7 protein-coding genes and 1 tRNA gene are annotated in these 12,427 nt (G+C 62.5%); 4 read left to right on the top strand and 4 right to left on the bottom strand.

Annotated elements, in window-relative coordinates; all coding sequences use genetic code 11:
- The first annotated feature begins 5 nt into the window (after window positions 1-5).
- Window positions 6-2,351 (top strand): heavy metal translocating P-type ATPase, encoded by a 2,346-nt coding sequence (locus G5C33_RS08085; protein ID WP_165326752.1) that lies wholly within the window; start codon window positions 6-8, stop codon window positions 2,349-2,351.
- Between the two features lie 25 nt (window positions 2,352-2,376).
- Here G5C33_RS08085 and G5C33_RS08090 read toward each other — a convergent pair.
- The 4 genes from G5C33_RS08090 to G5C33_RS08105 all read right to left on the bottom strand — a co-directional run bounded on the left by G5C33_RS08090 (window position 2,377) and on the right by G5C33_RS08105 (window position 6,406).
- A tRNA-Pro gene (locus G5C33_RS08090) sits at window positions 2,377-2,453 on the bottom strand.
- Between the two features lie 101 nt (window positions 2,454-2,554).
- Entirely contained in the window at window positions 2,555-3,868 is a 1,314-nt protein-coding gene (locus G5C33_RS08095) for an FAD-dependent oxidoreductase (protein ID WP_165326753.1), read from the bottom strand.
- A gap of 668 nt (window positions 3,869-4,536) precedes the next feature.
- Window positions 4,537-5,211 (bottom strand): hypothetical protein, encoded by a 675-nt coding sequence (locus G5C33_RS08100; RefSeq protein WP_165326754.1) that lies wholly within the window; start codon window positions 5,209-5,211, stop codon window positions 4,537-4,539.
- 37 nt (window positions 5,212-5,248) lie between these two features.
- Window positions 5,249-6,406, bottom strand: coding sequence for a Shedu immune nuclease family protein (locus G5C33_RS08105; protein WP_165326755.1), 1,158 nt, complete (start codon window positions 6,404-6,406; stop codon window positions 5,249-5,251).
- Between the two features lie 267 nt (window positions 6,407-6,673).
- On the opposite strand from G5C33_RS08105, the gene lepA reads away from it, so the two are divergent.
- The 3 genes from lepA to G5C33_RS08120 all read left to right on the top strand — a co-directional run bounded on the left by lepA (window position 6,674) and on the right by G5C33_RS08120 (window position 12,275).
- Window positions 6,674-8,485: a translation elongation factor 4 gene (gene lepA / locus G5C33_RS08110; RefSeq protein ID WP_165326756.1), complete on the top strand. Its 1,812-nt coding sequence runs from the start codon at window positions 6,674-6,676 to the stop codon at window positions 8,483-8,485.
- Between the two features lie 134 nt (window positions 8,486-8,619).
- Window positions 8,620-9,924, top strand: a complete 1,305-nt coding sequence (locus G5C33_RS08115) for a hypothetical protein (protein ID WP_165326757.1) — start codon at window positions 8,620-8,622, stop codon at window positions 9,922-9,924.
- The gene (locus G5C33_RS08120; RefSeq protein WP_165326758.1) at window positions 9,912-12,275 is read left to right on the top strand and encodes a pentapeptide repeat-containing protein; all 2,364 of its coding nucleotides are present in this window, start codon (window positions 9,912-9,914) and stop codon (window positions 12,273-12,275) included. The genes G5C33_RS08115 and G5C33_RS08120 overlap by 13 nt, the downstream gene beginning before the upstream one ends.
- Window positions 12,276-12,427: the final 152 nt, after the last annotated feature.

The raw sequence follows: 12,427 nt of genomic DNA on the forward strand, positions 1-12,427 counted from the left end.
CCCGCATGTCCGACTGTCACCACCACCAGCATGGCAATCATGAAGCGCCGGCGGATGGCACCGTGACCGACCCGGTCTGCGGCATGACCGTCGACCCGGCAAAGACCGAACATCATGCGCATCATGCGGGCGCCGACTATCATTTCTGTTCCGCCAAATGCCGCGAGAAATTCGTGGCGCGTCCCGAACTCTATCTCGACGTCGCGCAGCGCCCGCAGGATAGCGGGCCGAAAGACGTCGTCTACACCTGCCCGATGCACCCGGAGATCGAGCAGATCGGCCCGGGCAATTGCCCGATATGCGGCATGGCGCTCGAACCCAAGACCTTCACGCCGATGGAGGGACCGAGCGAGGAATATCGCGACATGCGCCGCCGTTTCATCGGATCGGCGGTGCTTACTGCGCCCTTGTTCGTGATGGTGATGCTGCGGCACTTCGCGCCCGGCACGCTGACATGGGTCGGCGGGCGCACGCTCGACTGGATCGAGCTGGTGCTGGCGACGCCGGTGGTGTTGTGGGGCGGTTGGCCCTTTTTCGTGCGCGGGTGGCAGAGCATCCTCAGCCGCCATTTCAACATGTTCACGCTGATCGCGGTCGGCACCGGCATCGCATGGGCCTATTCGATGATCGGCGTGCTCGCGCCGCAGATTTTCCCGCCCGCCTTTCGCGGGCCCGACGGTGGCGTCGGCCTCTATTTCGAGGCCGCCGCCGTGATCGTGACGCTCGTACTCGTCGGCCAGCTCCTCGAATTGCGCGCGCGCGAACAGACCGGATCGGCGCTGAAGGCGCTGCTCGACCTCGCACCCAAGACCGCGCATCTGGTCGAGAACCGCAAGGAACGCACGGTCCCGCTCGACGTAGTGCGCTCGGGCGACCGGCTCCGCGTCAAGCCGGGCGAGGCCGTGCCGGTCGACGGCGATGTGATCGAAGGATCGAGCAGCGTCGACGAATCGATGCTGACCGGCGAACCGATTCCGGTCGAAAAGGCGGCGGGCGACGCCGTCACCGGGGGCTCCATCAACGGGGACGGCAGCTTCGTGATGACCGCGACCAAGGTCGGCGCCGAAACCATGCTCGCGCGGATCGTCCAGATGGTCGCCGAGGCACAGCGCAGCCAGGCGCCGATCCAGCGCAAGGTCGACGAAGTCGCCGCCTGGTTCGTCCCCGCGGTCTTCGCTTGCGCGGTGATCGCCTTCATCGTCTGGTCGTTCGCCGCGCCGCCGCCCGCGCTTGCCTTCGCGCTGGTCGCGGCGGTTTCGGTGCTGATCATCGCCTGCCCCTGCGCGCTGGGGCTCGCCACGCCGATGTCGATCATGGTCGGCGTCGGCAAGGGCGCGCAGGCGGGCGTGCTGATCAAGAACGCCGCTGCGCTCGAACGGCTCGCTTCGGTCGATACGTTGGTGGTCGACAAGACCGGCACGCTGACCGAGGGCAAGCCGAGCCTGCGGTCGGTAGTGGCACGTGACATGGCGGAAAACGACTTGCTCGCGCTGGCGGCGTCGCTCGAGGCATCGAGCGCGCATCCGCTTGCCCATGCGATCACGGAAGCTGCCGAGGACCGCGGGCTGACGATCGCGCCCGTCGCCGATTTCGCGTCGGTGAGCGGGAAGGGCGTCACCGGCACGATCGACGGCCGCCGCGTCGCGATCGGCAATGCCGCGATGATGGAACAGGAAGGCGCCGATATCGCCGCGCTCGAAGCCGATGCCGAGGCCGCGCGGGGCGACGGCGCGACCGCCATGTTCGTCGCGGTCGACGGCGCGGCGGCGGGGATGGTGGTAGTCGCCGATGCGATCAAGCCGACGACGCCCGAGGCAATCGCCGCGCTCCATGCCGAAGGGCTGCGCATCGTCATGCTGACCGGCGACAACGAGACGACCGCACGCGCCGTCGCGGCGAAGCTCGGCATCGACGATGTGATCGCGCAGGTACTGCCCGAGGACAAGGACGCCGCCGTCGCGCGGTTGCAGCAGGAAGGCCGCGTGGTCGCGATGGCGGGCGACGGCGTGAACGATGCGCCGGCGCTTGCCCGCGCCGATATCGGCATCGCAATGGGCACCGGCGCCGATGTCGCGATGGAAAGCGCGGGCGTCACGCTGGTGAAGGGCGAGCTGACCGCGCTCGTCCGCGCCCGCCGCCTGTCGCGCGCCGTAACGCGCAACATCCGCCAGAATCTGCTCTTCGCCTTCGGCTATAACGCGCTCGGCATTCCGATCGCGGGCGGGCTGCTTTACCCCGTATTCGGCCTGCTGCTCAGCCCGATGATCGCGGCGGCGGCGATGAGCCTGTCCTCGGTATCGGTGATCGGCAACGCGCTGCGGCTGCGCGGGCTGAAGCTCGATCGCGGCTAGGGCGGGGCGGCATTTCCGCAGAAAATGGTCGGGGAGAGAGGATTCGAACCTCCGGCCCCTGCGTCCCGAACACAGTGCTCTACCAGGCTGAGCTACTCCCCGACGGAGTCCGGTTCACAAAACGCTTCGGGAGCGAACCGGCTTGAGCTTGGAGCGGGGCCTATAACGGGGCGTGCGGCACTGCGCAAGCGCTTCCATGCGGGTTATTTCGCAGCATCGTCGCGCGCGGCCAGCATCGCGTCGATCCGCGTGAATTTCTCGCGCGGGGCGCCTTCGCGGGCGGCGGCGACTTCGGCGGTGTCGATCTTCTGCCAGTCGCGAAACGTCACCATATCCACCCCGCGCCCTTCCAGCAGCGAATCGAGTCCCGGCCGCCCGGCCTTGCCGCTGCCGCCGGCAATATCCGCCCCGATCTTCTCGGCAATGGCATAGCCGTCGGGCTTGTTGGTGCCGATCGTGCCCGTCGGCCCGCGCCGCGCCCAGCCGACCGCATAGAGGCCCGGCGAAACGCGCCCCTCGTCATTGGCGAAACGGCCCTGGCGCTCGTCATAGGGCACGCCGGGGATGGCGGGGGTGCGATAGCCGATACAGCTCACCACCAGCCCCGCCGGGATCTCATAGGTTTCGCCGGTGCCCTCGGCGCGGCCATCGGCATTCAGCCGCGTGCGTTCCACCACCACGCTGTCGACCTGTCCGTCCCCGCGGATTTCCACCGGGCGCGCGAAGAAATCGAAGACGATATGGATCGGCTTGTCCGCCGGCACGCCCGCCGCCGCATAGCCGCGCAGATGCGTCACCGATTTGCGCTGCCCCGGATCGAGCGCGTCGTCGCTTTCCACCGGGGGGAAATCGGCGGGATCGACCACCGGCGCGGCGCGCGCGAGGTTGCCCAGCTCACCCAGCTCCTTGGGTGTCATCGCGATCTGCTGCGGCCCGCGGCGGCCGAGCAACGTCACTGTGTCGATCTTCGCGGCGCGCAGCGCGGTGAGCGCGTGCTGGACGATGTCCGACCCGTCGAACTCGCTCTCGCTCTTGGCAAGGATGCGCGCGACATCGAGCGCGACATTGCCGTTGCCGATCACCACCGCGCCCGGCCCGTGCAGCGCGGGGGCGAGATCGGCATGATCGGGATGCCCGTTATACCAGCCGACGAACGCCGCCGAACCGACCACGCCGGGCAAATCGCTGCCGGGAATGTCGATTTCGCGGTCGGCGGGGGCGCCGGTGGCGAGGACGACGGCGTCGTACAGATCCTGCAGCTCGGCGACCGAAATATCCTCGCCCAAAGTCACATTGCCGACGAAGCGGACATTGTCGGTCAGCGCGACCGCCTCATAGCGGCGCGAGACATTCTTGATCGACTGATGATCGGGCGCGACGCCGGTGCGGATCAGGCCGAAGGGGACGGGAAGCCGATCGATCACGTCGATCCGGCAATCCTCGCCGAACGCCTTCTGACACGCCTCTGCGGTGTAATAACCCGCCGGGCCGGAGCCGATCACTGCGATATGGCGCATGGCCTTCTCTCTCCTTCACGCGGCGCGGTCCGTTATGCTTCCGCCGTTCGCCATCATAACCACCGTTTGCCCTGAGCTTGTCGAAGCCTGTCCCGAGCGACTGCCGCAGGCAGGCAGTCGAGGGGGGCTGTTCTTCTTTTTCCAAGGCTGGAAGAAGGCAGAACAGGGCTTCGACAACCCCGGATCAAGTCCGGGGCCAAACGGAGGTTTTGGTCCCCGCGAGCGGGGCACTCCCACCGGCAAACCGAGCCTTTTCCCGCCAGCCTAACCCGTGCGCGGGCCGGAACAAGCCGTTTCGGCAAAAACCGCAGTTTTACGTGCAAAGTTCGCAGTGAGTCACAACGCAACACGCGTGCGCGCGCTCGCGCGTACACGCGCGCGCGAGGGAGCGGCGTGCGAAGGGACGGCTTCGGGGCGGCGACGGACATGGGGTGGAACGTAGCAGGAACGGTTGTTGTAGGACAGGGGGTATTGGTGGCTGCTTTGCGCCTCAATCCCGGTCGTTCGTCGTTGGTAATGTGATGCGGCAGAGCAGTCATAAAAGTATGACTTCCTCCGTTTCCGCCACCTTCCTTCATAAATCGTTGATATTACGGCTTTTCTTGAAGGATGGTTGCGCCGTCCCACAACCCGCCCCACAGGCTGAAGGGGATAGATTTGGCGAGATTTTACCGCTGTGGCGACGGTCCGTCAAAAAATGTCTTCGGCTTCAGACTCGCCATAATCCTCGTCCGAACCTTCGTCGGTGATGCCCCAACGCGCCCGTTTTTCCGCGGTGATGCGTTCGTGGCAATCATGGCAAAGCCCCAACAGTTCGAACAAAATTCGTTGAACAGATGGTCATAGGTCATGTGGTGCGCTTCGGTCGCTTCGGCGGTGCCGCACCCCTCGCAAACGCCGCCACACCGCTTTAGCACTAGCGCCCGCTTCGCCTTCCAAGCGTCCGACTTCAGATACGCCGTGTAAGCTTCGGTGAACCTACCACGTTCGGCATATTGTTTACGGGCAAGTGCGAGTAGCGCAGCGTTGTGTTCGGCATTCCGCCGGTTTTGGTAAGAATTGACTAGCGCCGGGTCCGCCCAAGGAAGCGAATTGACCCAAGTTTTGTTCTTTTGCGGCTTCGCTAGCCCGACGCCACTTCCACAAAATGTGCAGCAATCGCGAACCTGAATTGCCCCATTCGACAATTCAATTCGCCGAACTTCGGTTTCAATGTGCTGACATTCGTTTTGATGGAACTCGCGAATGATACGAACATATTCGTCGTCGCGTTCAACAATCAGCGGTTCGCCAGTGTCGGGGTCTTCAACCCAAACCGTGTTCGGTGATAACGTGTCTGCCATACCTAAAGGCTGGCACATATCGGGAACATGTGGAAGACTAGAACGGTATGTCGTCCCCGCTTTCATACGCTGCAACACCGTAGTCGTCCCCGACGGCACGTTCTTCAGGTTCGGCTTGCGTTTCCGCTTCAATTTCTGAGCTAAGGTTTTCGACGATGCAACGTGCCCGCTGATAAAGTTCATCGAACGTTATGATTTCAGGCGACCGGGTGTTTCGGCGATAAAGTTCGAAGCACGCCACTTTGTCGTCGTTTCCGATTAACTCGGTCATGTTTCCAATGACCAAATAGCTACGGGGTTCAACGGAATACGCTAGTTCGCCGGTGTCGTTCCCATGGGTATCCTTCAGCACGTCACGAAGGCGATTGTGGGCAAACTGAAATGTCGTTTTCTGCGCTTGCGTGACGGCGGCGGAAAGTTCGCTAGACACAGCCCAACACCCCGAACGGTAGGTGTCTTTCTGCAAAAGGTCCGTCCAATCCTTCTTAATCTCAACAAGCACGTATTGGCTGATTTCGGCGCGCGTTCGCATGAGTGCGTCGGCAGTTTTGCCGGGTGTGTCGAACGCGCTGCCGGTCGTTTTCGTCTCTAGCTTCGGTCCAACTTTATCTAAGAAGATGTAGTTTAAGCCATGGCCGAATATCCAAGGGTTGCGTTCGAAATAGGCTTGCCATTCCGTTTCCTTATGGCTTTTGCCAAGCATCGCCTCAAATTCGACTAATGCCTGTCGCTTCGCGGCTACGGCGTAAATATCGTGCGGTAGCGACGGAGTTTCGGCTAGTTCTTTGACAATGGACGCGCCTTTGTCCGTTCCTAGAAGCATGACAAGCGATGCAACATCGACATTATCAAGCGACACCCTAGCTTTCGTTGCTTCCGACAAATCTAGGTGTGAAATGATTGATAGAAGCTGCGCCATCTGCGCCGCTTGGCAGTAATTCACTTGGATATGGCCATCATCCTGCCAACCAAATCGTTTGTGATAGCGAAGCTTCGTGATTTTGAGCGAACCAAAATCTTTGCGTTCGGAAACGTAAAAGGCTTTCACTGCGAGTTTGCATCGCGACGTGATTTCGACTTCGCCTAAATCTTCTTCGCTTTCGGCCACAATCGTCGCGAATGCCCCCTTGCGCGCTGGATAGGTGTAAAGTTGGTTTGGCTTGTAATTCGCCAAATATTCAATGTCGTCCGTCATCGCCTTTCGATACTACACAATCAACGCTGGCAGAAGCACGGCAAAAATGGCGGATATATAGTCCGCCAGTTCATATCGTCCGTACCACCGCTTCGCACTCAACCCAGGACGCGTTCGGCGAGTCCGCTTGCAGGTGTGTTTCCGAATGGCAGCTTCCCGGAGTTAAATTCCTAGGACCGGACTTTCTGCTCCCGGCCCAACCCCCAACCATCCCACACCCCACCAATCCCTCTCCCCAAGCGCTCACACCCCTGCTAAGCGCGCGCGATGTCCACTGACCGTTCCAAGATCCGTAACTTTTCGATCATCGCCCATATCGATCATGGCAAGTCTACGCTTGCCGATCGCCTGATCCAGCGTACCGGCGGCCTCACCGAGCGCGAGATGTCGCAGCAGGTGCTCGACAATATGGATATCGAGCGCGAGCGGGGGATCACCATCAAGTCGCAGACGGTGCGGCTGGAGTGGAAGGGCTATACGCTCAACCTGATGGACACGCCGGGGCATGTCGACTTCGCCTATGAAGTCTCGCGCAGCCTTGCCGCGTGCGAAGGCGCGCTGCTCGTCGTCGATGCCGCGCAGGGAGTCGAGGCGCAGACGCTGGCGAACGTCTATCAGTCGATCGAGCATGACCATGAGATCATTCCGGTGATCAACAAGATCGATTTGCCCGCCGCCGAACCCGAGCGGGTGAAGGCGGAGATCGAGGATATCATCGGGCTCGACGCGTCGAACGCGGTGCTTGCCAGCGCCAAATCCGGCATCGGGATCGAGGAAGTGCTCGACGCGGTGATCGATCGGATTCCCGCGCCGGGCGGCGATGCGAACGCGCCGCTCAAGGCGATGCTCGTCGATAGCTGGTACGACCCCTATCTGGGCGTGATGATCCTGGTCCGCGTGATGGAAGGCGTGCTGAAAAAGGGCCAGCAGGTCAAGTTCATGCAGGCCGGGACGACGCATCTGATCGATCGCGTCGGCTGTTTCCGGCCCAAGCTGACGCAGCTGGGCGAACTCGGGCCGGGCGAGATCGGTTTCGTGACGGCGCAGATCAAGGAAGTCGCGCAGACGATGGTCGGCGACACGATCACCGATGCGAAGAAGCCGACCGCCACGCCGGTGCCGGGCTTCAAGGAAGTGCAGCCGGTGGTGTTCTGCGGCCTGTTCCCGGTCGATGCCAATGACTTCGAGAAGCTGCGCGAGAGCATTTCGAAGCTGCGGCTCAACGATGCGAGCTTCAGTTTCGAGATGGAGACGAGCGCGGCGCTGGGCTTCGGCTTTCGCTGCGGCTTCCTGGGGCTGTTGCACCTCGAGATCATTCAGGAGCGGCTGACGCGCGAATATGACCTCGACTTGATCACGACGGCGCCGTCGGTGGTCTATCGCCTCCAGCTTTCCAAGGCGGCGGGCGAGGCCGAGGCGCAGGTGATCGAACTGCACAACCCCGCCGACATGCCCGATCCCAACCGGATCGAGGAAATCGAGGAGCCGTGGATCAAGGCGGTCATTTACGTGCCCGACGAACATCTCGGCGCGATCCTGAAGCTGTGTCAGGATCGGCGGGGCATCCAGAAGGACCTCACCTATGTCGGCGGGCGCGCGCAGATCACCTATGAACTGCCGCTCAACGAAGTGGTGTTCGATTTCTATGATCGCCTGAAATCGATCAGCCGCGGCTATGCCAGCTTCGACTATGAGCAGATCGGGCTGCGCGCGGGCGACCTGGTCAAGATGAACATCCTGGTCAACAACGAGCCGGTCGACGCGCTGGCGATGATCGTCCACCGCAGCCAGGCCGAGGCGCGCGGGCGGCACATGTGCGAGCGGCTGAAGGACCTGATCCCGCGCCACCTGTTCAAGATCCCGATCCAGGCGGCGATCGGCGGCAAGGTGATCGCGCGCGAGACGATCGCCGCGCTGCGCAAGGACGTGACCGCCAAATGCTATGGCGGCGACATCACCCGCAAACGCAAGCTTCTGGAAAAGCAGAAGGAAGGCAAGAAGCGGATGCGCGAATACGGCAATGTCAGCATCCCCCAGGAAGCCTTTATCGCTGCATTGCGGATGGGCGACGAGAGCTAGGTGAAGGCCTGCCGGCTTCACCGCGCCGGACCATAACCATGCCAGGATGGAGCAGTTTGCCGAAACCACTGCCTTGCCACGCGCCGCCAGTCCGTTAGCAGTTAACGGACAGGCAACAGGAGAGGGGGACTCCGTTGGCGGAACAGTGGGAAGCGATCGAGCTCGATGAAGCGTTCAGGGCGCGGCGTGCCGCGGCCCTGGCGCTGTTGCGGGATTCGGCGCCTTCCGGGCTCGGCATGCCGAAGACGCTGCATCGCTTCGTGCTCGATACCGCGCAGGAGCTGCAGCTCTGGGAGATGGGATGGACCGATGATGACGGCGCGCTCCTGGGCTTTGCACTGGTTGGGCCGAACACCGTTCGGCCGATCGATGCGGCGCGTGGGTTCGACGAGAATTATGGCAGTCTGGCCAGCTGGCCGGTCGAGCGCGGTCACGTTCTTTCCGTTGTTTCCGAAAGAGTCGCGGCGAAAGGACCGTGTCGACAGGTCGGCGAAGCCGGGCTGGACTGGCGCAAGACGACGGACTTCGATGCCGAAGCCCATCCCATGTTCTCGAAAGTTCAGTCCGATGTGGAACGCATATTCCCCGCCGGCCTCACATTGCATCCGAGCCACCCGCAGGCCGAGCTTGTCGAGCGGCTGAAGCAGAATCTCGATGACGATATCGCGGCGGTGCGCAAGCGCGGCGAAGCCAATCGCGCCGAACGCGAGGCGAATGCCGCGTGGCGCACCTTGTTCTCGCGGGAGGCGGCAGCGACGGAGGAGGCGGCGCTGTGCAAGGCTTTTTTCCGTCGCGCCGAGGCCGGCATGCTGGGCTTTGATCCGCCGCGTTCCGCCGAAGATGCCACCATCACGGCAAAGCCGTTGCCTTTTTGCCCGGGGGCGATTCTGATCGAGATGCTCGACCGTCGCGGCAGCCGCCCGCGTCGTGCGCGCTTTCTGATGTCGGCGGATCTGTCGGACGATGACGACTGGATCGAGGCGATGGGATGGACCTCCGTTCCCCTGCATGTGCTGCGGGAACGTTTCGACGTCCATCTGACTGCCGATTCCGTGCCCGGCTATGTCGATTTCTTCAGTGGTCACCTCGCGGGGGATCGCGGGATCTACGCGGTGGTCGAGGATGTCGACGAGCTCTACTGGAAAGGGGTCAGTACACGCAGCCGGGACGAACTCGCCAAGTTGATCGATCCGGTATGTGTCTGGAATCGCGACGGCGTACCCGTGAAGGACGACGAGGGAAACGACTGGTTTCTGGCCACGGCAATGATCGTGGTGGACCGGGATCCCTTTTATGCCACCTTCCTGGTGCGCGGCGATGGGATCGTCTGGATGATCGATGATCAGGAGGTCGGACAGCGGCTTCCCATTGTGCCGCGCACGGTGAGTGAGGATTCGATCTTCGTCTATGTACCGAGGTCGCTGGCATGGAGGGTCTGAAGCGCGCGATCAGCGCGGCTGAATTCAAGGAGCGTCTCGGCCGTAAGGCACTCGACGAACTCGAGCGAGTCACGGTCACCGGTGAAGTCAGCTTTGCGGGCAATGAGTGGCCGGGCAGGCTGCAGTTGCTCAATGTCACTTTTGAAGGCCCGGTCGATCTCAGCAATGCGCGTATCCGGGGTTCGCTCGATCTTGCCGGGTGCGTCTTCCTGCGGACGCTCAGGCTCGACAATTGCCGGATCGACGGCAATCTCGTGCTCGACAAGGTGGAGGTCCATGCGCTCGGGCGCCTTGCTCCCAGCGGATATGACTGGAAGGTCGTCGATCAGCAGCTTTCCGCCGAAGCGATCCACGTGGGCGGCATGCTGAAGGCCGTCTCGTTGCGCGTGCACGGCAGCGCTTCCTTTGCTTCGGCCAGCGTGAACGGCAGCATTCACCTGCGTGGCGCCCAGATCTTCGGGATGCTCGATTGCGCAAATCTACATTGCGATGGCGATGTGATTTTCGCCAATCGATCCGATGCGCGCGAACGTTCGCTGACCTTCGTCCGCGGCAACCTGGAAATGCAGAACGCCCGGATCGCGGGCAATATTGCCTTTGAAGGCCTCCAGGTGCTCCGCAACTGCCTGATGTGGTCGATCGATGTCGGAGGCAATATCTTCATCTCTGGCGCTGTACAGGAATATGACGGCGAGAAGTGGGGCGAGCCGACACGCATCGGCGGCGATCTCAATCTGGCGGCATCCGATGTGCGTGGTCATGTGCAGCTGGAATCGACGATTCTTTCCGGGGCGCTGCAGCTATTTTCGAGCAGCGCCACCCAACTCGCGATAACCATCGGTTCGGAAAGCAATTGGGGTGCCGGTGCATTCAGCCTGAAGGCGGCTGCTATCGACGCAGGCGGCGCCACGATCAAGCGCGGGGCGTCGTTGAACGACGTCGAGATCACCGGAAACCATCAAGACAGCGGCATCAGTTTCCGTAATGCGACGATGGGTAGCCATCTCAATTTCTGGTCGGGGCTGCTCGATGGTTCCGGCACCCGTGTCGTCGGCGACATCGACTGCCGGAGCGCTGATATCGGCGGCGATTGCCAGCTGACCAATGTGCTGGCCGACGGCGCGGTGTCGCTCGACGATGCCACGATCGCGGGTGACGTGCTGTGTCGGTCCGCCGTCTCGCTGCTCGACGATGCCATCAAGCGTGAGGCGGGCGTCGAGAAAGTCAGGTCGCTGTTGCAGCGCGCGCGCGCGGAACGCGCGGAAGATGCCGGCCCCAACACGTCGGTCCGGCAGTTCTCGATGTCGATGGTCGAGGTTTCGAACGATATCGACTTGTCCGGGCTGGTGCTTCGCGCGACCGGGGAGGAGATCGAGGAAGGCCATAATTACGGGCGCCTGACTGCGGACGATTGCAGCGTCACCGGCGAGTTCCTGCTCGCGCGCGAAGTCACATGGCGTGACGAGTGTTTCCGCAGGGAGGCCGAAATTCCCGGATCCGCTCACTTGCGCGGGTCGACGATCAACACGCTCGTCGTCGCCGACGGCAGCTTCCAGTCGCGCAAGGCCGATCCCGAACGTTCCGGCCTCTGCCTCGACGGATGTCGCATCGACGAAATGATCTTCCTTGGCCTGAACGGGCACAGGGGATTTCCGGTGCCGCTGACTCTCTCTGATATCGACGTGCGCATCTGGCGGCTGGGCGAAACCGATGCGAAACGCCTGAAGCTGTATCGCGCGCTGCTGAATTCCGATCCGCAGTTTCGCAGTTCCTCCTATCTCTCGATCGAGCAGTTCCTGCGCAAGGGCGGATATGAAGACGCCGCCGACGGCATCTATCGCAGCATGATGCGGCGCGGATATCGTGCGCGCCGTGCCAGCCAGCGGTTCGGCCCCTCCTGGGTCCTGCGCTGGCTCTTTTCACCGTTTCGTGCGCTGCTGTGGGATCTGGGCATTGGGTATGGCACTGCGCCGACCCGGCTGCTGGTGCCGATCCTTGCCTTGTTCGCCATCGGTTTCACCGGCGTCTACACCGACGCGCGCAATTTTTCTCCCACGCTGCTCGAGGAGATCAAGCAGCATGGGGGAGAGGTTTCCGATGTGCCGCGGCAATGGAATGGCTGGGACGCCGCCTCGATCGGGCTGCGCACGCATATTCCGCTGATCGGCCTTGGTGTGCGCGACGAGTGGGAACTGGCGGACGACGGCGATCGGCCGCTCTATCTCTGGCAACAGAGGATCGAGGCGATGCGGCCCGAGGATTTCGGGCTGCTGATGATCCTGCTCAATTTCGCGCTCTGGCCGCCGCTGCTCGCCTTCGCGTTGCGCCGGGTGTTTCGACAGGCCAGTTGATCGAATGAAGCCCGGATGTCGGCGCGTAAACGCCTGAAATCACGGCGGAGGCGAAAGGGCCATTCTGACTTTGCCTTTGCCGGGCGAATTGCGGTACGCTCCGGTGATGCCGCCGGGCGGACGGGTCGGCCGGTCGTTTGCGGGCAGATGGG

It is taken from the genome of Sphingosinithalassobacter tenebrarum, from assembly GCF_011057975.1.
Classification (GTDB): domain Bacteria; phylum Pseudomonadota; class Alphaproteobacteria; order Sphingomonadales; family Sphingomonadaceae; genus Sphingomonas; species Sphingomonas tenebrarum.

What these genes read in the sequence shown, in the direction of transcription:
- G5C33_RS08085 (WP_165326752.1), top strand. Translation starts at nt 6, where the DNA reads ATGTCCGACTGTCACCACCACCAGCATGGCAATCATGAAGCGCCGGCG.
- G5C33_RS08095 (WP_165326753.1), bottom strand. Translation starts at nt 3,868, where the DNA reads ATGCGCCATATCGCAGTGATCGGCTCCGGCCCGGCGGGTTATTACACC.
- G5C33_RS08100 (WP_165326754.1), bottom strand. Translation starts at nt 5,211, where the DNA reads ATGGCAGACACGTTATCACCGAACACGGTTTGGGTTGAAGACCCCGAC.
- G5C33_RS08105 (WP_165326755.1), bottom strand. Translation starts at nt 6,406, where the DNA reads ATGACGGACGACATTGAATATTTGGCGAATTACAAGCCAAACCAACTT.
- lepA (WP_165326756.1), top strand. Translation starts at nt 6,674, where the DNA reads ATGTCCACTGACCGTTCCAAGATCCGTAACTTTTCGATCATCGCCCAT.
- G5C33_RS08120 (WP_165326758.1), top strand. Translation starts at nt 9,912, where the DNA reads ATGGAGGGTCTGAAGCGCGCGATCAGCGCGGCTGAATTCAAGGAGCGT.